Source organism: Streptomyces rubellus (assembly GCF_036323805.1).
Lineage (GTDB): Bacteria > Actinomycetota > Actinomycetes > Streptomycetales > Streptomycetaceae > Streptomyces.
Window position 1 is genome coordinate 95,909 of record NZ_JAZDCX010000002.1, and the last position, 23,331, is coordinate 119,239.

At 73.8% G+C, this 23,331-nt stretch carries 23 protein-coding genes and 1 pseudogene; 13 read left to right on the forward strand and 11 right to left on the reverse strand.

Going from position 1 to position 23,331, the window contains the following annotated elements; translation table 11 throughout:
• Positions 1-148 precede the first annotated feature (148 nt).
• Positions 149-1,249 (reverse strand): citrate synthase 2, encoded by a 1,101-nt coding sequence (locus V1L54_RS02800; RefSeq protein ID WP_330116212.1) that lies wholly within the window; start codon positions 1,247-1,249, stop codon positions 149-151.
• Between the two features lie 433 nt (positions 1,250-1,682).
• Here V1L54_RS02800 and pdxH point away from each other — a divergent pair, with 433 nt between their 5' ends.
• A complete protein-coding gene (gene pdxH / locus V1L54_RS02805; RefSeq protein ID WP_330116441.1) occupies positions 1,683-2,309 on the forward strand; it encodes a pyridoxamine 5'-phosphate oxidase in 627 nt (208 codons plus the stop codon).
• A 991-nt stretch (positions 2,310-3,300) separates the two neighbouring features.
• Positions 3,301-4,773: a PAS domain-containing protein gene (locus V1L54_RS02810; RefSeq protein WP_443076454.1), complete on the forward strand. Its 1,473-nt coding sequence runs from the start codon at positions 3,301-3,303 to the stop codon at positions 4,771-4,773.
• Between the two features lie 46 nt (positions 4,774-4,819).
• Here the strand turns inward: V1L54_RS02810 and V1L54_RS02815 are convergent, their stop codons facing one another.
• Entirely contained in the window at positions 4,820-5,575 is a 756-nt protein-coding gene (locus V1L54_RS02815; RefSeq protein WP_330116213.1) for an SIS domain-containing protein, read from the reverse strand.
• Between the two features lie 235 nt (positions 5,576-5,810).
• Here V1L54_RS02815 and V1L54_RS02820 point away from each other — a divergent pair, with 235 nt between their 5' ends.
• Both V1L54_RS02820 and V1L54_RS02825 read left to right on the forward strand, forming a co-directional pair.
• Positions 5,811-6,506, forward strand: a complete 696-nt coding sequence (locus tag V1L54_RS02820; RefSeq protein WP_330116214.1) for an iron-dependent transcriptional repressor DtxR — start codon at positions 5,811-5,813, stop codon at positions 6,504-6,506.
• Between the two features lie 547 nt (positions 6,507-7,053).
• Entirely contained in the window at positions 7,054-7,923 is an 870-nt protein-coding gene (locus V1L54_RS02825) for an alpha/beta fold hydrolase (protein WP_330116215.1), read from the forward strand.
• A gap of 141 nt (positions 7,924-8,064) precedes the next feature.
• Here V1L54_RS02825 and V1L54_RS02830 read toward each other — a convergent pair whose 3' ends face one another.
• Positions 8,065-8,736, reverse strand: coding sequence for a bifunctional DNA primase/polymerase (locus V1L54_RS02830; RefSeq protein WP_330116443.1), 672 nt, complete (start codon positions 8,734-8,736; stop codon positions 8,065-8,067).
• Positions 8,737-9,088: 352 nt separating this feature from the next.
• Between V1L54_RS02830 and V1L54_RS02835 the strand changes: the two genes are divergently transcribed.
• Both V1L54_RS02835 and V1L54_RS02840 read left to right on the forward strand, forming a co-directional pair.
• The gene (locus V1L54_RS02835; RefSeq protein WP_330116216.1) at positions 9,089-10,474 is read left to right on the forward strand and encodes an NsdA family TPR-like regulatory protein; all 1,386 of its coding nucleotides are present in this window, start codon (positions 9,089-9,091) and stop codon (positions 10,472-10,474) included.
• Between the two features lie 296 nt (positions 10,475-10,770).
• The gene (locus V1L54_RS02840) at positions 10,771-12,063 is read left to right on the forward strand and encodes a hypothetical protein (RefSeq protein WP_330116217.1); all 1,293 of its coding nucleotides are present in this window, start codon (positions 10,771-10,773) and stop codon (positions 12,061-12,063) included.
• A gap of 9 nt (positions 12,064-12,072) precedes the next feature.
• Here the strand turns inward: V1L54_RS02840 and V1L54_RS02845 are convergent, their stop codons facing one another.
• On the reverse strand, positions 12,073-13,365 hold the full coding sequence (locus tag V1L54_RS02845) for an ABC transporter substrate-binding protein (RefSeq protein ID WP_443076455.1): 1,293 nt from the start codon (positions 13,363-13,365) through the stop codon (positions 12,073-12,075).
• A 172-nt stretch (positions 13,366-13,537) separates the two neighbouring features.
• On the opposite strand from V1L54_RS02845, the gene V1L54_RS02850 reads away from it, so the two are divergent.
• Complete coding sequence (locus V1L54_RS02850) at positions 13,538-13,984, forward strand: SCO4402 family protein (protein WP_330116445.1); 447 nt, start codon at positions 13,538-13,540, stop codon at positions 13,982-13,984.
• Between the two features lie 30 nt (positions 13,985-14,014).
• Complete coding sequence (gene purU / locus V1L54_RS02855; RefSeq protein WP_330116218.1) at positions 14,015-14,917, forward strand: formyltetrahydrofolate deformylase; 903 nt, start codon at positions 14,015-14,017, stop codon at positions 14,915-14,917.
• A 196-nt stretch (positions 14,918-15,113) separates the two neighbouring features.
• On the opposite strand, the gene V1L54_RS02860 is transcribed toward purU, so the two are convergent.
• Complete coding sequence (locus tag V1L54_RS02860; RefSeq protein WP_330116219.1) at positions 15,114-16,346, reverse strand: zf-HC2 domain-containing protein; 1,233 nt, start codon at positions 16,344-16,346, stop codon at positions 15,114-15,116.
• Positions 16,343-16,903, reverse strand: a complete 561-nt coding sequence (locus V1L54_RS02865; protein WP_330116220.1) for a sigma-70 family RNA polymerase sigma factor — start codon at positions 16,901-16,903, stop codon at positions 16,343-16,345. The genes V1L54_RS02860 and V1L54_RS02865 overlap by 4 nt, the downstream gene beginning before the upstream one ends.
• 350 nt (positions 16,904-17,253) lie before the next feature.
• Here V1L54_RS02865 and V1L54_RS02870 point away from each other — a divergent pair, with 350 nt between their 5' ends.
• The gene (locus tag V1L54_RS02870; RefSeq protein WP_330116221.1) at positions 17,254-17,628 is read left to right on the forward strand and encodes an STAS domain-containing protein; all 375 of its coding nucleotides are present in this window, start codon (positions 17,254-17,256) and stop codon (positions 17,626-17,628) included.
• A 40-nt stretch (positions 17,629-17,668) separates the two neighbouring features.
• Here V1L54_RS02870 and kilB (V1L54_RS02875) read toward each other — a convergent pair whose 3' ends face one another.
• Positions 17,669-17,962: a plasmid transfer protein KilB gene (gene kilB / locus V1L54_RS02875; protein ID WP_330116222.1), complete on the reverse strand. Its 294-nt coding sequence runs from the start codon at positions 17,960-17,962 to the stop codon at positions 17,669-17,671.
• A gap of 144 nt (positions 17,963-18,106) precedes the next feature.
• On the opposite strand from kilB (V1L54_RS02875), the pseudogene V1L54_RS02880 reads away from it, so the two are divergent.
• Both V1L54_RS02880 and V1L54_RS02885 read left to right on the forward strand, forming a co-directional pair.
• Positions 18,107-18,781 (forward strand): annotated as a pseudogene (locus V1L54_RS02880) (DUF4158 domain-containing protein); the annotation flags it as partial.
• Positions 18,781-19,194, forward strand: a complete 414-nt coding sequence (locus V1L54_RS02885) for a Tn3 family transposase (RefSeq protein ID WP_443076468.1) — start codon at positions 18,781-18,783, stop codon at positions 19,192-19,194. The pseudogene V1L54_RS02880 and the gene V1L54_RS02885, both read left to right, overlap by 1 nt.
• Positions 19,195-19,252: 58 nt before the next feature.
• Here the strand turns inward: V1L54_RS02885 and V1L54_RS02890 are convergent, their stop codons facing one another.
• The 3 genes from V1L54_RS02890 to V1L54_RS02900 all read right to left on the reverse strand — a co-directional run bounded on the left by V1L54_RS02890 (position 19,253) and on the right by V1L54_RS02900 (position 21,259).
• A complete protein-coding gene (locus V1L54_RS02890) occupies positions 19,253-20,191 on the reverse strand; it encodes an alpha/beta hydrolase family protein (protein WP_330116224.1) in 939 nt (312 codons plus the stop codon).
• A gap of 139 nt (positions 20,192-20,330) precedes the next feature.
• Positions 20,331-20,726: an amidohydrolase family protein gene (locus tag V1L54_RS02895; RefSeq protein WP_330116225.1), complete on the reverse strand. Its 396-nt coding sequence runs from the start codon at positions 20,724-20,726 to the stop codon at positions 20,331-20,333.
• A complete protein-coding gene (locus V1L54_RS02900; protein WP_330116226.1) occupies positions 20,723-21,259 on the reverse strand; it encodes an amidohydrolase family protein in 537 nt (178 codons plus the stop codon). The genes V1L54_RS02895 and V1L54_RS02900 overlap by 4 nt, the downstream gene beginning before the upstream one ends.
• A 180-nt stretch (positions 21,260-21,439) precedes the next feature.
• Between V1L54_RS02900 and V1L54_RS02905 the strand changes: the two genes are divergently transcribed.
• Positions 21,440-21,814: a MerR family transcriptional regulator gene (locus V1L54_RS02905; protein WP_330116227.1), complete on the forward strand. Its 375-nt coding sequence runs from the start codon at positions 21,440-21,442 to the stop codon at positions 21,812-21,814.
• A 181-nt stretch (positions 21,815-21,995) separates the two neighbouring features.
• Positions 21,996-22,913, forward strand: a complete 918-nt coding sequence (locus tag V1L54_RS02910) for a recombinase family protein (RefSeq protein WP_330116228.1) — start codon at positions 21,996-21,998, stop codon at positions 22,911-22,913.
• Positions 22,914-22,925: 12 nt separating this feature from the next.
• Here the strand turns inward: V1L54_RS02910 and kilB (V1L54_RS02915) are convergent, their stop codons facing one another.
• Positions 22,926-23,168 (reverse strand): plasmid transfer protein KilB, encoded by a 243-nt coding sequence (kilB, locus tag V1L54_RS02915; RefSeq protein ID WP_330116229.1) that lies wholly within the window; start codon positions 23,166-23,168, stop codon positions 22,926-22,928.
• Positions 23,169-23,331: the final 163 nt, after the last annotated feature.

Consider the following 23,331-nt stretch of genomic DNA (forward strand, 5'->3'; position numbering starts at 1 on the left):
AGGCGGGGAGCCCGGCGTTCGCGCTGTCCGGACCGGGGCCGGTCCCGCCGTGTCCCGGACGGCGTACGGCCCCGGGAACGGACGGGGTCCGTTCCCGGGGCCGTACGCGCGGTGGTCGCGGTGTGTCGGGGCGCGCGGTGCGCCGGGGTCAGCGGGCGATCTCGGTGTAGCCCTCGATCTCGCGCGGGCTGCGCGGCCCCGGGCCGATGTAGCGCGCGGAGGGCCGCACCAGCCGCCCGGTGCGCTTCTGCTCCAGGATGTGCGCCGACCAGCCGGCGGTGCGGGCGCAGGTGAACATCGAGGTGAACATGTGCGCCGGGACCTCGGCGAAGTCCAGCACGATGGCCGCCCAGAACTCCACGTTGGTGGCCAGCACCCGGTCCGGGCGCCGGTTGTGCAGTTCCTCCAGCGCCGCCTTCTCCAGCGCCTCGGCGATCTCGAAGCGCGGCGCGCCCAGCTCCCTGGCGGTACGGCGCAGCACCCTCGCCCGCGGGTCCTCGGCGCGGTAGACGCGGTGGCCGAAGCCCATCAGACGCTCGCCCCGGTCCAGGGCCTGCCTGACGTACGCCTCGGCGTCCCCGGTCCGCTCGATCTCCTCGATCATGCCCAGCACCCGGGAGGGCGCGCCGCCGTGCAGCGGACCGGACATCGCGCCGACCGCGCCCGACAGCGCCGCCGCCACGTCGGCCCCGGTGGAGGCGATGACCCGGGCGGTGAAGGTGGAGGCGTTCATGCCGTGCTCGGCGGCCGACGTCCAGTAGGCGTCCACGGCCGCGACGTGCTTGGGATCGGGCTCGCCCCGCCAGCGGCGCATGAAGCGCTCCACGACGGTCTCGGCCTTGTCGATCTCCTTCTGCGGGACCATCGGCAGGCCCTGGCCGCGCGCCGACTGGGCGACGTAGGACAGCGCCATCACGGCGGCCCGCGCCAGGTCCTCGCGGGCCTGCTTCTCGTCGATGTCCAGCAGCGGTTTCAGGCCCCACACGGGTGCGAGCATCGCCAGCGCGGACTGCACGTCCACCCGGATGTCACCGGAGTGCACCGGAATGGGGAAGGGCTCGGCCGGGGGCAGGCCGGGGGTGAAGCCGCCGTCCACCAGCAGGCCCCACACGTTCTCGAAGGAGACATGGCCCACCAGGTCCTCGATGTCCACGCCCCGATAGCGGAGCGCGCCGCCCTCCTTGTCGGGCTCGGCGATCTCCGTCTCGAACGCGACGACACCTTCGAGGCCGGGTACGAAGTCGGACATGAGGCGGCTCCTCGTATGTGGTTCGGCGGGAGGGCGACGACGGGTGCCCGTAAGGGCCGGGTCGGCTCTCGGCGGGTGTACCGGAGCGGTTCCGCCGCCCGGGGGGAGGCCGGCGGTCCGGGCCGGTACCCGGGTCATGCCCCGCTGCCGGTGGTCACCGACAGCGACTGGTCGGACACGATAGCCCGCGGTGTGCGGTGGCCACAGTCGTCCAGCCAGCGATTCTGTCGGGTTCAGCAGATGCGGGGAAGGGTGAGATGCGGCACACTCCGCATTCCGCCGACTGCAGGTGTGAGGAAAGCGGGGAAAGGGCAGAATGGGCCACCGCGATCCCGGGTGGGCGGCGGTCGTGCGGCAAGATGAACATGTGCCCGAAACCGACGACGCAGCCCGTGCGGCCCTCGCCCACCGCCCGCATCTCGACCCCGCCGACATGCGGGCCCAGTACCGGGCGGAGGGCCTGGAGGAGACCGACCTCGCCGCCGACCCGTACGAGCAGTTCCTGCGCTGGTTCGAGGACGCGGTGACCGGCGGTCTGCACGAGCCGAACGCGATGGTGCTGTCGACGGCGGACGGGCGGGGGCGGCCCAGTTCCCGCACGGTGCTGCTCAAGCAGTTCGACCAGCGCGGCTTCGTCTTCTACACCAACTACGGATCCCGCAAGGGGCGCGACATCGAGGCGAACCCGTACGTCTCGCTGCTCTTCCCCTGGCACGCCGTCGCCCGCCAGGTGATCATCGGCGGTACGGCCGAGCGCACCGGCCGGGACGAGACGGCGGCCTACTTCCGTACCCGGCCGCACGGCTCGCAGCTCGGTGCGTGGGCCAGCGAGCAGTCCGCGGCGGTGGCCTCGCGCGAGGAGCTGGACCGCACCTACGCGGACCTGGCGGCCCGCTACCCCGAGACCGAGGGCGTCCCCGTGCCGCCGCGCTGGGGCGGCTACCGGGTGCGGCCGGAGACGGTGGAGTTCTGGCAGGGCCGTCTCAACCGTCTCCACGACCGGCTGCGCTACGTCAGGACGGGCCCGTCGTCCTGGACGGTCGAGCGTCTCTGCCCCTGAGAGTGGTCCCGCCGGGGGCACGGCGGTGGGCTCCGGGCCGGTGGGCTGCCCGGTCCGGGTGCGGCCCGGTCCGCACGAGCGTGGGCGGCCCGTGCCCTCGGGAAGGGCGGCCGGCGTCGCGGGGCGTTCGCCGATCCCGCCGCGGTGAGGGCTCGTGCGTTGCGGGAACCGGGCCGGGGCCGGGACGGGTGACCGGTGCCGGGCGACCGGGCCCTCGGCTCCGGAGGCCGGCGTCCGCGTCCCTGGGAGGCGGGGCTGCGGGGGTTCCGCGAGGTCGCCCGCCGCTTTTCGCCCGGTGCCGGGTGCGGCCGGTACTCCGGTGACCCCGGTGGTCGCCGGCCGCGTTCCCCGGAGAGGGCGGACGCCCTGGTGGCGGCGGGCGGTCCCGTCGGCGGGGATCGTGTGCCGCCGGGCCGGGGGGGGCGGCGGTGAAGGGCCGGGCCGTCGGCCGCGCCCCTCGGGACGCAGGTCCCGAGGGCGGTGTGCGGGCCCGACGCGGGGGTCCGCGCGGCGTCCGTGCCGGGCGGGGAGCGCCGGTCGTCCCCGCGGCGTCCGCGGGGCGGGGCCGCGGTGTCCCGGCGGCACCGGTACGGTGCCGGGTGCTCGCGGTGCCGCCCGTGGAACCCGGCCCCGCGGGCCGGAGACGCAGGCGACCCGCGGGCCTGGCCCCGGTCGCGTGAGACGCGAAGGGGGTCGGTCGGACGTACCGACAGCCCGCGGGTCGGGTGACTGCTTGGGATTGGCCGGCGGTGCCGGCATCACGCTTGTGACATCGGCCCCTAGGCCGCAGCCACCTCACGCGTCCGGTATTCACTCATTAGTCCGAACCACCTCCCTTCTCGTGTACCTCGCACGTTATGCGCCGCACCGCCGGACGGGCAAGCGAATTTCAGGGGAACAACGATTTTCCGGAACTCCGTGTGTGCCCGGTCACGTTCGAGTTGAATGATCGGGAGTGCAGTTGCGCGCAGCGTCCAGCCGGGGGTGCCAGGTGACCGCTCAGTCCGAGACCCACTTCGAACACGGCGCCGGTGACGGAGGAGAGCTCGGCGGCGCCGCCGGGGCCGTTCCGCCGCAGCTCGCCGACTCCGGGGACGAGCAGCTCCTCGCCGCGCTGCTGGACGGCATGGACGCGGCGCTGTTCGCGCTCGACGCGGACGGCACCGTGACCCACTGGAACCGCGAGGCCGAGCGCATCCTGGGCTGGACCCAGGAGGAGGCCGTCGGCCGCCGGTGGCTGACCGGCTGGGCGGTCCGCGCGGCCGACGCCGATGGCGTCCGGGCGCGGCTGCTCGGCGCGATGAAGGCGCCCGGCCGCCAGGTCCACGAGTTCGCGCTGCTGCGCAAGGACGGCGGGCGGGTGCTGGTGCGCATGCAGTCCTCCGGCGTGCGCGGTCCGGACGGCCGGCCGGCCGGGGTGTACTGCGCGTTCAGCGAGGTGCGCACCCAGATCGACCTGGAGCGGTCGATCGCCCTGAGCGAGGCGCTGTTCGAGGACGCCGGCTGGGGGGTGGTGCTGGTCGACGCCGATCTGCGGCCGGCCGTCGCCAACGCCCACGCCGCCCGCGCGCTGCGCGTCGGCCGTACGGCGCTGCTCGGCCGGCCGCTGGGCGAGCTGGTGGACCAGGGTGTGGAGGAACTGGAGAGCGCGCTGCAGCAGGTGCTGGCGGAGGGTCCGCAGCCCGGCCCGGCGGAGCTGTGGGTGACGCTGCGCGCGAACCCCCGCGCGGGGGGCGAGGCGGACGCGGCGGACGGGGGAGGCCGGACGGGCCGTGAGCCCGGCGGCGACCCGGGCCGTGACCTGCGCCGCTGCTGGCGCAGCGGCTTCCTGCGGCTGGTGTCGCCGATGGCGGAGGAGACGCCGGTGCCGCTGGGCGTGGCGTGGTTCTTCCTGGACGTCACCGACACCAGACGGACCGAGCAGGACGCGGCCCGGTTCCGCTTCCGCGGCAACCAGCTGCACCGGGCGGCCCGGGCGGCGGCCGAGTGCGAGGACCCGATGGAGTCGGCGGCGGTCCATCTGGACTTCGCCCTGGCGGGCTTCGCCGACCACGCCCTGCTCGACCTGGTGGCGGGCGGGCCGGACGGGCCGGGCGGTGCCGACGGCGCCCCGGTCCGGCTGGTCCGCACCGCCGAGGCGCCGGCCCTCGGCTCGGCGGCGACGGGCGTCCCGGTCCGCTATCCGGAGGGTCACCCGGCGCTCCAGGCGTACGAGCGCTGCGGCCCGGTCCGCACGAGCGTGGGCGGCCCGGCGGTGGAGGGCTGGGCGCGGGCCCGCAGGTGGCCGGAGGGCACGGTGCACGGCCTGTGCGTGGTGCTGCGCAGCCGCGGCCGGTCGCTGGGGGTGCTCACGTTCCTGCGGGGGGCGAGCCGGCGCGGCTTCGACCGCTCGGACGCCGCCTACGCGGAGAGCGTCGCGGACCGCGTCGCCGCCGCGGTCGACCTGGCCCGCGCCCTGGCCTGAGCCGGTCCGGGACCCGAGCGGGCCGGACGGGCCCGGTGCCGGGCGGTCAGCGCCGGTAGAGGATGCGGTCCGCGTACTCGGTCATCACCCGGTCGTTCCACTCGTGGCCGCCGTCCACGTTCCCGGACCGCAGCAGGGGCGGTACGGTGCCGCGGGCGGCCAGCTCGCCCGCCGCCGAGGCGGTGACCGCCTGCATGATCGCGCTCGTCACCACCGTCGAGGCCGGGGCGAAGGGGGCGTCGATCCCGTCCGCGGTCAGCTCCGCGTCCCCCACCGCGATCTTGCTGTCCACGACGACGTCGCAGTGGTCCTTCAGGAAGGTGCCCGAGGCGTTGCGCGGCGTGGTGGCCGCCGCGTACGCGACCGAGGTGACCCCGATCACCCGCAGACCGAGCTCCCGGGCGTGGGAGGCCATCTCCACGGGCAGGGCGTTGCGGCCGGACAGGGAGATCACCACCAGGACGTCCCCGGCCCGCACCGGCCCGGTGTCCAGCACGGCGGACGCCAGCCCGGACACCCGCTCCAGCGCGCTGCCCAGGGTGGCGGGCACCACGTCGACGCCGGTGGCGCCGGGGACGGGCAGGAGGTTCAGCACGGCCAGGCCGCCGGCCCGGTAGACCACGTCCTGGGCGGGCAGCGAGGAGTGCCCCGCGCCGAAGGCGAAGATCCGGCCGCCGGCGGTGAAGGCGTCGGCGATCAGCCTCCCGGCCGCCGCGATGGTGTCCGCCTCCTCCGCCCGTACCCGCGCCAGCAGGCCGGCGGCCGCGTCGAAGAACCGCTCGGCCAGGGTGTCCTCGCTCATCTCCGGTCTCTCTCCTCGCTCTCCGGCGCTCCCCGGCGCTCCCCGGGCGCTGTCCGGGCACCCGCCGGACACGGTCCGCGCGCCGTCGCCGGTCCGGGCGCACCGGCTCACGGTGAGGTCTGGACCACTGCGCTGTCAATGCGGCCGCCGGTGGTGTCCGCCCGGCCGGGCACGGTTGCCGCCCTCATGCGTCAGAATTGAGTCCGGAGCACCGCACGACCGACGAGGGGCATGCATGTCCGGACTCATCGACACCACGGAGATGTATCTCCGCACCGTCCTCGAGCTGGAGGAGGAAGGTGTGGTGCCCATGCGTGCCCGGATCGCCGAGCGGCTCGACCAGAGCGGCCCGACGGTCAGCCAGACGGTGGCGCGCATGGAGCGTGACGGGCTGCTCACGGTGGCCGGTGACCGGCATCTGGAGCTGACCGAGGAGGGCCGGCGGCTGGCCACCCGGGTGATGCGCAAGCACCGGCTGGCCGAGTGCCTGCTCGTCGACGTGATCGGGCTGGAGTGGGAGCAGGTGCACGCGGAGGCGTGCCGCTGGGAGCACGTGATGAGCGAGGCGGTCGAGCGCCGGGTGCTCGAACTGCTGCGGCACCCCACGGAGTCGCCGTACGGCAACCCCATCCCGGGGCTGGCGGAGCTGGGCGAGAAGGCCGAGGCGGCGCCGTTCCTGAGCGACGACATGGTGAGCCTGTCGGAGCTGGACGCGGGCTCCGACGGCAAGACGGTCGTCGTGCGCCGGATCGGTGAGCCCATCCAGACGGACGCCCAGCTGATGTACACGCTGCGCAGGGCCGGTGTGCAGCCGGGCGCGGTGGTCAGTGTGACGGCCGGGGCGGGGGGCGGTGTGCAGGTCGGCAGCAGCGGGGAGGCCGCCGAGCTGACCCCCGACGTGGCCGCGCACGTGTTCGTCGCCAGGCGCTGAGCGGGCCGGACGGCCGTCCCGCCGGCCGTCCCGCCCGTGGCCGCGGGGATCCGGCGGATCGCCGGAACCCGCCGGGGTCGCCGGGGCGGCCGGAGTTGGCCGGAACGCGAGCGGTGGACGCGGTGGCATGGCAGTCTTTCGGGGTCGCGCGCACGAGGCCGGGACGCGTCTGACACGAGGTGAGGGCCGGAGCGGAACGCCGCACTTGAACACCGAGGCGGAAGGGGAGCCGTCCATGGGACTGTCGGACCGTCGGGGTCCCGGCGCTGCCGTCCGCCGGGGCCCCGCCTCCCCGTGGTCCCCCCGCCCGCTTCCCCCTGGTGCGACCCCGAGCCCCGAACTCCCGGGGTCGCTCCCCGCGGGCCGTAGTCCCCGAGTGGCCCGCCTCCCGGTAGCTGTCTCCCCTCGCTCCGGCCGGACGACACTCGCTGACCGTCACTCAAAAGAGGGGTATTGCACGTCAGATGGGCTTGTTCGAATAGAAGTTCGATAGCGTGGCAGCGGCAAGCGGACGGAGCGGACAGGAGGAATGGGGGTGCCAGGACGCATGGTTCGACGTATCAACGTCACGGGAGCGGGTGGTCTGCGGCTCGCGGCCTGGGAGTTCGCCGACCCGCCCAAGGGCGGGCCGCCGGGAGCCGAGGGGCAGGCGCCGGGCGTGCTGTTGCTGCACGGCCTTATGGGCCGTGCCTCGCACTGGGCGGCCACCGCCCGCCGACTCTCCGGGCGCTACCGTGCCGTCGGGCTGGACCAGCGCGGCCACGGCCGCAGTGACAAGCCCACCGACGGACCGTTCGACCGCGACACCTACGTCGCCGACGCCGAGGCCGCGATCGAGCAGCTCGGCCTCGCCCCCGTGGCGGTGGTCGGTCACGCCATGGGCGCCCTCACCGCCTGGCAGCTGGCCGCCAAGCGCCCCGATCTGGTCCGTGCCCTGGTGATCTGCGACATGCGGGCCTCGGCGCTGGGCGCCCGCTCCCAGCGCGAGTGGGAGCAGTGGTTCGCGACCTGGCCGGTGCCGTTCGCCACCCTGGCGGACGTCCGCAGGTGGTTCGGCGAGGAGGACCCGGTCCTGGAGCGGCCCAACCCGGCGCGCGGCGAGTTCTTCGCCGAGGTGATGGCCGAGCGGATGGACGGCTGGCGGCCGGTGTTCTCGCGCCGTCAGATGCTGATGATCCGTGAGACCTGGGTCCATGACGCGCACTGGGAGGAGCTGACGCAGGTGGAGTGCCCGGCCCTGGTGGTCCGCGGCCTCGACGGCGAGCTGGGCCGGGCGGAGGCGCAGGAGATGGTCCGCGTCCTGCCCCGGGGCTCCTACGCGGAGGTGGAGGACGCGGGGCATCTGGTCCACTACGACCAGCCGGAGCGGTGGCAGGAGGTCATCGAGCCCTTCCTGCGGGACGCGCTCCCGGCCTGAGCGCCCCGGGAGCGGGGGCGCCCGGGCCGGGAGCCGCCGCTTTCCCGGGGCCGGTGGTTTCCGGTCCGGTGGACGTGACCGGCGTGACCGGCGTGACCGGGTTGCCGGTCGTCCGGTGCCCGGTGTTCCGGCGGGCGGGGATCAGCGCCCGGTGGCCGCGGCGAGGTCCCGGCCGCAGGCGTACGCCAGCGCGGGGACGATCTCCTCGGCGTCGGGGAGCCAGCGGTTGGCGTCCGTGGGTTCCCGCACCCACAGCACCGGGCCGCGGGTGCCCAGCCGGGTCGGCGGGGCGGCCACCCAGGAGCCCTCGCCCAGCGCGGTCAGGCCGATGGCGGCCGGCGGCAGACCCAGTCTCCGCACCAGGTCCGGGATCCTGGCGGCGGCCCCCGGCAGCACGAGGAACGTCATCCGCCCGCCCGGTGCGCCGATGACCGGGCCGGGCCGCAGCCCCTGGCGCTCCATCCGGGCCAGTGCCAGGCAGCCGGCGGTCTCGGACACCTCGACGGCGTCGAAGGTGCGTCCGGTCGGCAGCAGCACGGACGCCTGCGGCCGTTCCGCCCACATGCGGCGTGCCGCCGTCGCGCTGCCCGTCGCCTCCGCCGCCCAGCCGGGGCGCACGGGGTGCGCGCCGGGCGCGTCGCAGCCCGCCGCTCCGCAGGAGCAGCGCGGTACGCCCTTGTCGATCTCCAGCCAGGTGCCCGGGAACACGTCCCAGTGCCGTTCTCCCGCGTAGCGCGCCGCGTGCTCGGTCAGGTCGGTGACTTCGCCCTTCACGGCCGTCCCGGCCGTCGGGCCGGTACCGGCGGGCGGCATCGGCGTCGTTGTCGTCATGGGTGTCGGTGTCGTGATGTCCATGGCCTCCTCTTCCACGATCATCACAACTTCTGTAGTGACCAAGGGTTACGGCTTGGTCATGGATTCACGGAGAAGCATTGTTCCGGCACGCAGGGCGCATGGGTGCACTTGTGGGGGCGCGTGCACGAACCGGCGGCTTCGGGTGGGTAGTTCCCTGTGCGGCGCACTGCCGGAATTCTTGGCATATGCGCCCGACCGGACCGGCAGGGGCGTGCGGGGGTGCCCCGGCCGTCCGGTCGTCCAAGGATCCCGGCCGCGCCGGGCGCCGCCCGGTGCCCGGCCCGGCCGGCCACACCGGGAGGGGGACCGTATGGCCGCGAGGCCGTTGGTCGCACGGCAGCCGAACGAGCGGCTGCAGGCGCTCATCCAGGAGGCGGGCTGCTCCAACGCCGGACTGGCCCGCCGCGTCAACATGTGCGGTGCCGAGCAGGGGCTCGACCTGCGCTACGACAAGACCTCGGTGGCCCGCTGGCTGCGCGGCCAGCAGCCGCGCGGCCGGGCCCCGGCCGTCATCGCCGAGGCGCTCGGCCGCAAGCTCGGCCGGACCGTCACGGCCGAGGAGATCGGCATGGGCGGCGGCCGGCACATGGCCGCCGGGGTCGGGCTCCAGTTCGCCGCCACCGTGTCCGGCGCGGTGGAGCAGGTGTGCGAGCTGTGGCGCAGCGACGTGGGGCGCCGCGATCTGCTCACCGCCCAGCCGGCGGCGTTCTCGGCGCTGGTCGAGCCCAGCCGGGACTGGCTCATCACCGGCCCGGACCCGCAGGTGGCGCGGTCCTCCGGGCCGCGGGTGGGCGCCTCGGACGTGGCGGCCGTGCGGGACACCACGGCGGCCCTGGCGGAGCTGGACCACCGCTACGGCAGCGGCCATGTGCGGCCGGTGGTGGTCCACTACCTCAACAGCGTGGTCTCCGGGCTGCTGACGGGCTCCTACGCCGAGGCGGTGGGACGCGAGCTGTTCGGCGCGGTCGCCCGGCTCACCGAGCTGGCCGGCTACATGGCCGTGGACACCGGGCAGCCCGGCCTGGCGCAGCGGTACTACATCCAGGCGCTCCGGCTGGCCCAGGCCGCCGACGACCGGGCGTACGGGGGCTATGTGCTGGCCGCGGGCATGAGCCACCTCGCCGCCACGCTCGGCACCCCGCGGGAGATAGCCCAGCTCGCCCGCGCCGCCCAGGAGGGCACCCGGGGACGGGTGACCCCCAGGGTGCAGGCGATGTTCCACGCGGCGGAGGCGCGCGGCCACGCGCTGCTGGGCGACGCCCGCGCCTGCCAGCTCGCCGCCGGGCGGGCGCTGGCGGCGTTCGACCGGGCCCGGGCGGCGACGGACGCGGGCGACGACCCGGAGTGGATCGCACACTTCGACGCGGCCTATCTGGCCGACGAACTCGCCCACTGCCACCGGGACCTGAACCAGCCCACCCCCGCCCAGCGCCGTGCCGAGGAGGCGCTGGAGGGACTTCCGGAGCGGCGGGCGCGGCGGCGCGCCATCGATCTGCTGCTGCTCGCCACGGCGCGGTTGCAGCAGCGTGAGCTGGAACACGCCTGCCACACGGCCGCGCAGGCGGCCGAGCTGCTGAACGGCCTTCGCTCGGACCGGGGTTCGGAGTACCTGGACGACTTCCGGGGGCGGCTCGAGCCGTACCGGGAGGAGCGCGTGGTCAGGGAGTTCGGCGAGCAGCTGGGGGCGGCGGCGTAGCGGGGGGTGGGTGCGGTGGGTGCTGGGATCGGGGCCGGGTGCACCGCCGTCGTGTCCGCGGTGGTCCTCGCCGCCGGACGTCCCGACGCGGGCACCGTGCCCGGGCCCGCCGAAGAGGCTCAGGTCCTGCCGCCGATTCCGGCCGGGGACGTGGTTCTCGCGTGGCGGTCGACCGGGGTTTCGCCAGGGGCGGGAGCGGGGAGAATGCGCGGCTCTTCCGGGTGCGTGGTCGAGTGCGTGTGCCAACCGGTAGCGTGAGCCGACGATTGTGGCAGTCAGGCGAACGAGGAGTCCCGGTGACGAGGCACAGCCGACAGGGCGACGAGCCGCGTGAGGGTGTTGTCCTGCCGTCGAACGGTGGTGAGCCGTGGTTCCCCGGCCGCGACGAGCCCCGGGAGGGCCGGCAGCCGGGTCCGTCGGCGGGGCAGCCCTGGGACCGGCCGTGGGGGCCGCAGGCACAGACCGGGCAGCCCTCGCAGCCGGGATTCCAGCAGCCGCCCCCGCCACCGGAGGTTCCTCCGCGGCCGCCGGCCGCGGGCGCCGGGCCCGCCGACGAGACCCAGGTCCTGCCGCCGTTCCCCGCCGGGGACCCGGCCGGGGGGAGCGGGGGGGCCGACGACACCCGGCGCATCCGGGCTGTCGGGCGGCACGCCGAGCGGGACGTCGAGAGCACCACGGTGCTCCGCAGGCTGCGGGCGCCCGGTGGTGCTCGGCAGTCTGCCGGGGCCCCGCAGGGGATACGCCCCTCCGGGGAGCGTCCCACTCCCGCGGACTTCGAGGGGCTGTTCCGGTCCGGTCCGCAGCCGGGGGAGCAGTCGGCCGACGCCACCCAGGTGCTGCCGCCCTTCCCCCAGGCCGCGCCGCCGCAGGCGGCCCGGACGGTTCCGCCGGGTCCGCCCGGCGGTTACGGCGGGCACGGCCCCCTCGGGAGCGCCGTCCCCGGTGGCGGGCGGCGCGGGCTGCCGCGTGCCGCGCTCGTCGGGCTCGCCGTCGCGGGGCTGGTGGCGGCCGGGCTGGCCGCCGGGGCGGCGCTGGGCGGCGGTGACGACAACGCCGCCGAGGCACGGCCGCAGACGAAGGCGTCGGCCCCCGCCGAGGGGGCGGAGTCGGCGCCCGCGTCCCCCACCGCCGATCCGGCCGAGGCCCAGGCGGAGGCGCTGGACAAGCTGCTCGCGGACAGCGGCGCCAGCCGCAGCGCGGTCATCCGGTCGGTCGAGAACATCCGCAAGTGCGAGAAGCTGAAGCAGGCCGCCGCCGATCTGCGCGACGCCGCCCGCCAGCGCAACGACCTGGTGACCAGGCTGGGCGAGCTGGAGATCGACGAACTGCCCGACCACCGGGCGCTGGCCGACTCGCTCACCGAGGCGTGGCGGGCGTCGGCCGAGGCGGACGACCACTACGCGGCGTGGGCCGACCAGGTCGCGGGCAAGAAGGGCTGTCGCAAGGGCAGGGCCCGCGACACCGGCCGGACCGCCCAGGGCAACCGGGCCAGCGGTGAGGCGACCGCCGCCAAGAAGGAGGCGGCCGGACTGTGGAATCCGACCGCCCGGAAGTACGGACTGCCCGAGCGTCAGTTCAGTGAGCTGTAGCCGGGCGGGTCAGCCGATCGGCGCGGCCTCCATGATCTCCCGCATGTCGGCGAACTCCTCGCTGACCGCGACCAGCCTGCCGTTCTTCACCTGCTGGAAGGTCACCATCGAGTTGACCAGCCGGGGATGGTCGCGGACGGCCAGCAGGTCGTCGTAGCCCCAGCTCAGCTCCGGTGTCAGCCCGTCGGTCTCCACCGGGGGCATGTCCTCCAGGGCGCGCTGCACGGACCGCGCGGTGACCGGGCCGTCCGCGTGCTCCAGCGCGGCCCGCAGCACCGTGTAGGCGATCCAGGTGGTCTGCACGCCCGGGTCGGCCGGGTCGATCCGGTTGTCGCCGAAGGCGTGCTCGCGGATGACGTCCCGCATCGAGCCCCAGCGCGGGTCGGTGGCGACCGGGTACCAGCCGGTGGCGTACGCGCCCTCCCACTGGCTGTCCGGCCCGCCCGTGGCGTCCACCAGCGACTGCTGCACGCTGCCGAGCACCGAGGCGATCCGCACCGGCCCGCCGTCCTGGCTCAGCCGCCGGAAGGAGTCGAAGAAGGTGCCCGTACGGCCGCCGAGCACGGCCGTGACGCAGGCGCTCCCGGGCTTCCCGCCGTTCTTCCCGGTCACGCCGGCCAGCGCCTGCCGGGCGTGCGGGGTGTAGTCGGAGGCGTCCTCCGGGGCGCGGATGTCGGTGGCCGGCCCGCGGTCGCCCACGGCCAGCCCGGCGTTCAGCAGCCGGGGCAGCTGGTCGCCGGCGACGGTGTCGAGGCGGACGAGGGAGACCCGCTCGCAGCGGTCGGCGAGCTGGCGGCCGTTCCCGGCGATCAGGGTGGCCTGGCCGCCGTTGACGGGGTACGAGAACGGACTGGTGAACTCCTCGTCCGTGAGGCCGTATCCGCCGATGTAGGGGATGCCCGCCGACTCCAGGGCCGTCATGAACGTACTGCCGTGCTGACTGTACGAGCCGACCACCGCCACCGCGTTCTCGGCGCGGGCCCGGTCGGCGCAGCGGCCGACGCCCTCGGCGGTGTTCTCGTCGTTGCAGGTGAGAACCCGGAGTTTCCTCCCGTTGATCCCTCCGGTCGCGTCGACCCAGCGTGCATATGCCTCCGCCATACCCGGCATGCCCGGCATGTTGGTTGCCTGCGTGTCCTGCGGGGCCCATGTCATCACGGTGACGGTGCCCTCGTCCCCCTCGTCGGCTCTGGCGTCACCGGGCAGCACACCACAGCCGGTGAGGAGCGACGCGCAGACTCCCATGGTGGCGGCAAGGGTGGTCAGAGTCCTTGCGGAATGTTTGCGGCGCCATGCGGTCATGGTCCGACACCCTCCCGCCCCGGCTGTAACGTGTGAGTGATGAACGGGCAACGCCGGGTGACCGGGAAGTGAACACCGGGGGTCCGGGTGATCACCGCCGGGATGGGACGTACGATCGTTGACCGTGCACCAGTCGGAGAGGTCTTCCCGCCACGGCGGTCGTTCCAGCACCATGGACGGCATGCCGTGCAAAGACATGCCGTGGTGGCGCTGGCGCACCAATGTGCGCTCGGCGCTGCACATGCTCTCCGATCCCGTCTTCCAGCAGGAGTGCTGGCTGCCGGGCCGCCCGGGATACGGCGACGTCACGGACGCCGTCTACCGCCTGGTCGAGGACACCTGGCTGGACAACTGGTCCGCGGACAAGTACATCGGCACGATCTTCCGGGACGCCCAGGAGGCCGCGCTCGTCGACGTCGCGGTGCTGCGCGTCCTGCGGATCATGCACCAGGTCGGAGCGGACGCCCCGGTGGCGGCGTACCTGGCGCACCACGGCTGGCCGGAGGCCGTCCGCGCGGCCCGCGACGCCCATGTCCTGCTGTCCGGGAACGACGGCGAGGACCCGGACGGGCCGCCCTGCTCGCTGGATGTGCTGTCGGTCATGCTGAAGGCCGCCTGAGCGGTCCGCGGGATGTGCCAGTCTTGGCCCATGAGCCAGCCGCAGCCCGCCTCCGCAGCCCCGCAGTCCGACCGGCCCGAGGAGCGCGACCAGTACGTCCTGACGCTGTCGTGCCCGGACAAGCAGGGCATCGTGCACGCCGTCTCCAGCTATCTGTTCATGACCGGCTGCAACATCGAGGACAGCCAGCAGTTCGGTGACCACGACACCGGGCTGTTCTTCATGCGGGTGCACTTCAGCGCCGGTGCGCCGGTGACCCTGGAGAAGCTGCGGGCGAGCTTCGCGGCGGTGGGCGACTCCTTCCGGATGGACTGGCGGATCCACCGCATGGGCGAGCGGATGCGCGTGATCCTGATGGTCAGCAGGTTCGGCCACTGCCTGAACGACCTGCTGTTCCGCACCCGTATCGGCGCGCTGCCCGTCGACATCGTGGCCGTGGTCTCCAACCACACGGACTTCGAGGAGCTGGTCGGCTCCTACGGCATCCCCTTCCACCACATCCCGGTGACGAAGGACACCAAGCCGCAGGCGGAGGCGCGGCTGCTGGAGCTCGTCCGGGACGAGGGCGTGGAACTGGTGGTGCTGGCCCGCTACATGCAGGTCCTCTCCGACGACCTGTGCAAGGAGCTGTCGGGCCGGATCATCAACATCCACCACTCCTTCCTGCCCAGCTTCAAGGGCGCCCGGCCGTACCACCAGGCCCACGCCCGCGGTGTGAAGCTGATCGGCGCCACGGCCCACTACGTCACCGCCGAGCTGGACGAGGGCCCGATCATCGAGCAGGAGGTGGAACGGGTGGGGCACGAGGTCACGCCCGAGCAGCTCGTGGCGGTCGGCCGCGACGTGGAGTGCCAGGCGCTGGCCCGCGCGGTGAAGTGGCACAGCGAGCACCGCGTCCTGCTCAACGGCCGCCGCACGGTGGTCTTCGCCTGACGGCGCCGCCGCGGCTGAGGAACGCCCGGCCGTGGGACGAGGGACACGGGCCCGTGCCCGGGGCCGGCCGCCGGGCGGCCGCGGGCGCCTCTGCCGGGTGGGTGTGGCCCGGTGGCGGTCGTCCTCCGGGAGGGGACACGTCCCGGGACGGGGGCGGGTTCGGGTTCGGGCCGGGTGCACCCGGCCGGGGCGGGCCCTACAGCCGGGAGAGGGAGGCCACGGCCCGCAGGGTGTCGCCGGTCGCCTCGCGGTCGCCCTCCTGGCCCGCCGCCGCGTCCCGGGGCGGTACGTGGCCCGCCGCCAGCCGGCAGAACTCCACGTCCTCCAGCACCAGCCGGGCGACCGTCCGCTCCGGGGTGGCGAGGGCGGCCGGGGAGTCCAGCGGCAGGTACCACTCGCCGCCGCCGCGGCCCTCGATCTCCAGGAGGAGGGTACGGCCCGGGGTGCCCGCCGCCGTCAGGGAGCGGGCCGGTGCGGCCAGTCCGGCGCGGCGGCGGTCCGCGAGGGCCGCGGGGACGCGCCGCACGGCCAGCTCGACCATGCCGGCCAGATGCCCGGGCGCGGGCGGCTCGTAGGGGTAGTCGACCGCCGCCGCGATGTCGTCGGCGTGGATCCAGCACGCGAACGCCCGGCCGACCAGCGCGTCGCGCACCGGCCGCCGGAACTCGGCGAAGTCCACCGGCAGGTCGGCCACGGCCGCCGCCTCCCGGGCCGCCGTGCGCACGATGCTCCGGGTCTGGGCGCGCCATCTGTCCCGCACGAACGGCGCCTCGTGCCGCAGGCAGTGCTCGATCGCCGCCTCCGTGCGGTCCGCCACGGTGCGCGGGGCACCGGGGCCGAGCGGGTCCGCCAGCCCGAGCCGGACGGCCACCAGGCCGTCCGCGCAGCCGAGATGGGCGAGCACCCCGCACAGGGTCAGGACGCGCTCGCCGCCCGTCCAGCGCAGCCGTACCGGGGTGTCCCACTCCGTGTCGCCCATGTCGCGCAGCAGCGCGTCCAGCCGGGCGGTCTCCGCGTCGTACGGGGCCGCCCACCGCGGCAGGGGCACGGCCGCCGGACGGCGGCGCAGGCATTCCTCCATCGTCCCGGAGCGCAGCTCCGGGCCGGGGTCCAGCGCGTCCTCACGCCGTATCAGGCCCACGGCGTCCCGGAGCCGCCGCGCCTCGTCGGCGCAGGGCGGGCAGTGGGGCAGGTGCGCCTCGACGGCGGCGGCCTCCTCGGGCGAGCAGACCGCCAGCGCCCACGCGCCGAGCAGCGATCCGAGGGTGGGGTGGTCGTGGTCGTCGGAGCCGCCCGGGCCGTCCGGCGTGCCGCCGCCCGGGGCCGGCAGGTCGTCGGCGGGCGGGCGCGGTGCCGGTATGCGGGGCCTGCCGGCTCCGGGGCCCTCGGCACCGTCTCCGCCGGGCGGCCGGCCCGTGGGACGGCTCACGGGGCACTCCCGGCCCCGGGCCCCGCGGCGGCGGACAGCAGCCGCAGCCCGAGCCGCAGCCGCCGGCGCGCCTCGGCCTCGCTCATGCCCAGCTCGGCGGCGGCCTGGCGGTAGTCCCGGTGCCGGACGTACGCCAGCTCCAGCACCGTGCGCAGCCCGGCGGGCAGGGCGGTGACCGCGCGGTCCGCGCGGACGGCCGCCTCGGCGGCGCGGAGCCGCTCCCCGGCCCGTGCGCGGGACTCCGCGCGGGTGTCCGTACGGGCGTGCTCGCGCAGCCGCCGCACGGCGTGCCGGTGGGTGAGCTCCCGGAGCCACGGGCGGAGCGGGCCGCGCTCCGGCGCGTACGCCTCCGGGGCCTGCCACAGCTCGGCGAAGACCTCGGTCATGACGTGGCCCGCGTCCTTCTCGTCGGCCAGGAACCGGTGGGCCAGGGCGTGCACCAGCGGCGCGTACAGGTCGTACAGCTCGGCCAGGGCGGACTCCTCGCCCCGCGCCAGCCGTCCCCGCAGCCCGTGGTCCCAGTGGGGCTGTGTGCTGTTCGGTGCCTGCGCCGTCATTCCCACCCCCGGCCCTCCGTTCATCCCGAATGTAGTGGCAGGAACTGACAACATGCCCGTCTTTGGACGATGTCCGGCTTGAAGTGACCGAGTGTGATCACGTGTGGCCGCGGATCCGTCACATCACGGCGACCCTCGGTGAAGGACGGTTCGATCCTGTCCGGATCTGGGGGTGCGTTATGGGGGTGTGACCGGAAGTGGGGGGAGGCGGAGACCTCGGGCGGCATAGGGTCGTGGTCCGCGGTGACTCCGGGTGGTCCGGAGGGGGCGGCCGGCGCGGAGGAGAGGGAGCGGGGGAACGGGGCCGTTCCGGCGGACACCGGCGGACGAGACGAAGGGACTTCGGACAGGTGTCGTTGAAGGTGATCGAGGAGGACCGGGGAGAGTGGGCCGTCCTGCTGGTGTCGGGTGAACTGGACCTCGTCACCTCCGCACTGGTCCGCCAGCACGTGCACGACGCCGTGGCCGACGGCCGCCGGGACCTGGTGCTCGATCTGTCCCGGGTGCTGTTCTGCGACTCCAGCGGTGTCGGCGTCCTCATAGCCTCGCGCCGGCTGATGCGCTCGTGCGCGGGCCGGCTGCGGCTGATCCTCCCGGCCCAGGGGGCGGTGGACGGCTCGCACGTCAACCGGGTCCTCACCGCGCTCGGTGTCCGGCGGCTGTTCGACTGCTACCCGGACCTCGACGCCGCCACGGACGACGCCGCCGACCCGCTGAGCGCCTGACGGCACACGGCTCCGGGCCCGGGGCCCCGGAGGACACGCGTCAGCGTGCCGGCCGCCGGCCGAGGGCCCGCGGGCGGGCGCCGGCCGTGTCCCGCGGCTCGCCCGCGTACCGGGCCGCCGCGGTGACGAAGTCCTCGACGGCCTGCTTCGAGGACGTCCGCCGGGCGTCCGGCCCCGCGCGGTCCAGTCCCTCGTCGTGCAGTCCGGTCACCGCCTCCAGCGCGGACCGCGCGGCCTCCTCCAGCGCCGGGTCGCGGGTGAGCAGCCGCATCCGGAACAGCGCCTCGTGCGCCTCCGAGCGCAGCCGGTGGATCTCCCGCAGCAGGTCCGGCATCGGGCTTGGGGAACATCGGTACAGCGGTTGGCGCTGAGAACGATCATGCAGTGAGCGGTGAACTCCTGGCACGGGTGGTCTGCCTCGTGGGGTCCTTCGGCCAAAGATCCACGGTCTGTAGTGACTGGTGGTTGTCTCCGTCGCATGCCGGTGGAATTTCTGACGGATGACCAGGCCGAGGCGTACGGGAAGTTCGTCGAGGAGCCGACGCGTCCGGAGTTGGAGCGCTTCTTCTTCCTGGACGACGTGGACCGCGATCTGATCGCGCTGCGGCGTACGCGGTACCACCAGTTGGGCTTCGCTCTGCAGATGTGCACGGTGCGCTACATCGGCAGGTTCCTCCCCGACGATCCGCTGGGTGTGCCGTGGCCGGTGGTTGAGCACCTGGCCGAGCAGCTCGGCATCGAGGACGTCTCGGTCGTGAAGCGGTACACCGAGCGTCCGAAGACCGCGTACGAGCACGCGTGGGAGATCCGGGACGCGTACGAGTATCACGAGTACGACGACCCGGAGCGGGGTCGGAAGTTCCGGACGTTCATGCACGGGCGGGCGTGGACCGCGCATTCGGAGGGGCCGAAGGCTCTGTTCGACTACGCGGTGGGCTGGCTGCGGAAGCACCGGGTGCTGCTGCCCGGGGTGTCAGTGCTGGCGCGGCAGGTGTCCGAGGTCCGCGAGATCGCGGACAAGCGATGGCACACCACGGTCGCCAGGGCGGCCTGGCGGGCGGACCGGTCGCTGCCCGCCGACTTGGTGGCGTTGCTGGAGACGCCGGAGGGCAGGCGGTCGCCGAGTACGGGCGCATCGCCAAGACCCTGCACCTGCTCCAGGTCGTCGACCCGGTCGACGACACCTACCGGCGGCAGATGGGCAAGCAGCTGTCCGTCCAGGAGTCCCGCCCCACCCTCGCCCGGGACATCTGCCACGGCAAGCGGGGCACCATCCACCAGGCATACCGGGACGGGACGGAAGAACAACTCGGGTCACTGGGGCTGGCCTTGAACGCCGTCGTGCTCTGGACGACGAAGTACATCGACGCCGCGGTCGCCCAACTGTGTGCCGAGGGCCACGAGATCAGCGATGAGGATGTCGCCCGCCTGTCCCCGCTGAAGTTCAAGAACCTCAACGTCCTGGGCCGCTACAGCTTCACTCCCTCCACCCCGCCCCAGGGCATGCGCCCGCTGCGCGACCCGGACGCACCCGAGCTCGACGAGGACGACGACGGCGAGAGATGAGCAGTCGTATTCCGGTCATCATCAGGGGCGGTAGGACGCGCGTCCGAGGGTGGCGGGGTCACTTGGATTCGAGGTGTCCCAGCGGGTGGCCGCACGCGAGGACCGTTTGGGCGTTCTTCCAGTCGGTGTGGTCGGTTCCGGTGATGTGGCGCAGGTAGGCGAGGGTGACCTGCTGGACGAGGGCGACACGGTCGGGGTTCTCGTCGGTGGTCTCCGCTGCCTGGTAGCCGGAGATGCCGCCGAGGAAGTGCTCTCCGTCGTGGACAGTCAGGAGGCTCTTGTTGCCGTGGCTAAGGCTGTAGGGGTCGGTTGTCCAGGCCGGGCCCCGAGTGGAGAGCGGGAGGTCGTCCTTGTCTCCGGCGACGACGAGGCCGGGGGCTGTGATGTGGGAGAAGTCCTGGTCGCGCAGCCAGGGGAGGTTGTCGTGGGCGAAGGGGGTCAGCTCGTCGCCGCCCTTGCCGGCGGTGGCCAGCTGGATGCTGGCCATGACTCGGGCATCGGAGAGGTCCTCGGCGGCGCCGGTGCGCGGGTCGGTGACGCGCAGGCCCACCAGGATGCCGGCGGTCTGGCCGCCGAAGGAGTGCCCGGCCGCGACGATGCGGCTGGGGTCCATGCGGCCTGACAGGCCCGGCACGGCCGCCTCCAGGGTGGTGAGCTCGTCGAGGATGCGCCGCATGTCCTGTACTCGGTAGCGCCACATCTGGGGCCAGCGGGGGTCATCGGCGGCCAGGGCGAGCCGCTTGGAGTCCAGGTGGGTGGCCTGGATGACGACGAAGCCGCCGGATGCCCAGTGGTCGACCAGGGGCGCGTAGCCGTCCAGGTTGGAGCCGAAGCCGTGGGCGAAGAGCACAACGGGCAGGCTGGTACCGGTGGTGGGGGCGGTGATGCGGACGTGCAGGTCCTCACCGCGCTGTGGGGCGCTCAGCACGAGCGGCTTGACGGACACGGTGGTGGTGAGGGCAGGGCCGACGAGGCCGGTCGTGGGATGCGTGGTCATGCGTGTGTCTGCCTTTCAGCGGGAGGCGGTTCGGGGGAGGCCGAGAATGCCTTCGGCGTTGAAGTGGCCGAGCTTGTCCCGGTCCGGTTCGGTGAGATGGGCGTGGTCGACGAAGGTGCGGGCGCCGCCCGCCCCGCCGTTACGTGCCGCGGGAGTCGACGCCGCCGAGGCCCCGGTCGTCCTGGCCGTCGCCGGCGGTGGGGGCGCCGTAAGGGGAGTCCGCGCCGAACATGACCCGGTCGGGGCCCAGGACGTCCACGGCCGCGCTGAGCATGCGGTGGCTGTAGAGGCTGCCGGCGGTGACGGCCAGGTTGCCGGTGATGTAGTCCAGGACGCGGCGCTGCAGGTGCGGGGCTGCGGTACTGAGCAGATCGGCGCGGTCGGTGAAGGGCACCAGCATCTCGCCCCGGTGCCCGAGGATGATCTGCAGGTCCGGGTGTCGGTCCAGAGTTCCGGCGAGGATCAGCCGCAGAGTCGCCAGGCCGGCTTCCGAGTGCCATCCCCACCCTCCGGTGGACAGCAGCAGGCCCGTCATCTCGTCGAAACCGCTGTAGGCGGCGTCGATGAGCTTTCGGGCGGCATGGCCGGGTGGATGTACAGCGGCACACCGAGGTGAGCGGCCGCCTCGAACACAGGGCGGAAGCTGACGTGGTCGAGGAACATCTCGCCGGTCCGGGGGAAAAGCATCGCGCCGACATGCCCCAGACCGGTGACCGCGCGCTCAAGTTCCGCGGCGGCGGCCTGCGGATCGGACATGGGCAGCGTCGCGAAAGCTGCGAAGCGATCGGGGTGGCGGCGTACCGCATCGGCCAGTACCTCGTTGGCCTCCCGGGCGAGCGGTACGGCGACCTGCGGCGGCAGAGGCTGGGTCCCAGGAGTCGTGACCGACAGGACCTCCATGTCCACGCCACTGGCATCCATCCGGGCCAGCCGTTCCTCGCCGACGTCGAGCAGGCGCAGGTTGACCTCCCCCCGACTGCTCATCCTGTTGACGGTCGCGTCACCGCCCCACCGGAGAAGGGCGGCACGCAGTTCCGGGGTCCAGGCGTGTTCCTCGACGCCGATCACCCGCCGGGCCGGTGCAGTGTCCTCACTCATAGACACTCCGTTCGTCGTTCAGCTCACCCCAATACGGGGTCCAATCGGACTGTTCGCCCACTGGTGGGCACATGAGCTACCGTAAAACTTGACGTTGACGTAAAAGGCAAGTGCGTGTGAGCCGCAACACATGAAGGAGAGGGGGCGGGAATGCGGATCGGGGAACTCGCCCGCCGCACGGGCGTCACCACCCGGGCCCTGCGGTACTACGAGGAACAGAGCCTGCTCACCGCCGAGCGCAGCGGCAGCGGCCAGCGCCACTACACGGAGAGCGCCGTCGACCGGGTCCACCTCATCCGCCAGCTGTACGCCGCCGGACTGAGCAGCAAGGCCATCGCCGAACTGACGCCCTGCGTCATCGACGGCAAGGCCACCCCCGAGCTCCTCCAACGCCTAGCCGCGGAACGCGAGCACCTCGACCGGCGCATCGCAGACCTCGCCCACGCCCGCGACCGACTCAGCTCCGTCATCGACGGTGCCTCGTCCAACATGCACACCGGTGCCCCCTGCCAGCGGGACGCGTAAGCATAGAGCTGCATCGACTCCTGTCGGAAAAGGATCGTTTGACGACAGGCAGGCGGCGCGTCCAATGAACCCGTGCAATCCGGGGGTTCGCGGCGGTCCGAATCCAATCAGATCCGATGGTGATTGCTGACAGGGTTTGACGGCAGACAGGGGCCGATCCTCCGTACGGAAGGGGCCCTCGGTGGCGAACCTGGTCTACAAGCGGGTCCCGACCGATCAGCAGTCCACCGCCCGGCAGGACCTCGTCCTGGACGAGGCCGGGATCGAAGACCCGGTCGCCTTCGAGGAGGACCCGGGCACCTCCAGCCGCCTCCACCCCCTCCAGCGCGCGAAGTTCCGCGAACTGCTCACCTACGCGCGGCCGGGCGACACCGTCCACATCTCCGAGATGTTCCGCCTCGTTCGCGGCAACCAGCACATCCTCGACGCGCTCGACGTCCTGCACCGCGACCGCCTCGCCTTGCGCATCCACGACGGCGCGTTCTCCGCGATGGACCTCACCGCCCGCCACCCGCGCACCGGCGAGCTGCTGTCCACCGGGAAGTTCACGGTGCAGACCCTCGCCGCTGCCGGCGAACTCCAACGCGACCTCCAGCGCGAGCTGACCTACGACGGACTGCGCGCCGCCGAGGCCAAGGGCAGCAAGGGCGGGCGCCGCCCGGCCGTGGCAGCCTCGAAGACCGACGCCGTGCGCGCCGCGTACCTGGAGGGCCGCTCCATCGCCGCTCTCGCACGCGACCACGGCGTCAGCCGCGGCGCCATCCGCACGGCCGTCGCCGACCTCCTGCCCGACCACACCGCCATCGAGGAGGACGCCGCCGCCCCGGAGCTGCCGGTCACCCTCGACATGCCGGGCAAGGTCGCCGACTTCCTCCGCACCACCGAGCTGGAGCCCGCCGAGCGCGCCGCGCTCGATCAAGGGGCGACCGTACGGCGCGGCCAGGGCTACACCCTGCGCGTCAGCACCGTCCCCGCCGTGCACCGCCAGCTCCTCGCCCGCTGCCAGCCGCTCGACGGTGGCCAAAGCGTCCCCGCAGTCCCGGCCCAGCGCAAGGCCCGCCGTGAGTACGAGAACCGGGTCAGCGTTCTCACGCCCTGACCATGATCGTTCTCAGCGCCAACCGCTGTACCGATGTTCCCCGAGGCCGGGCATGTCCTCCTCGCCGGGCCGCTCGTGCTCCGCGAACCACCGGTGCACCAGCATGCGCCGGTAGTCGTGCAGCGCCCCCGCGTACGTGCAGTACGCGGCGGGCCGGTTCCTCGCCGTAGGCGGTGGTGCGGCGCTGGAGGACATGGGTGATCCCGGAACCCAGCAGGTGCCGAGGACGGCGATGAGCGCGGCTACTGCTTCCACGGCATCCAGTCGATCACACAAGTCGCCTTTCCGGGGCGGGTGTTCGACTCCCGGGGCCGGGCATCGCACAGTATGCGCTACGCCTACTCCTTTGCGCCGGAATATGCCTGAAGCGCTTGTTGCCGGGCCCCGGCGTCCAGCAGGCTGTGCCGCACCGGGGGAA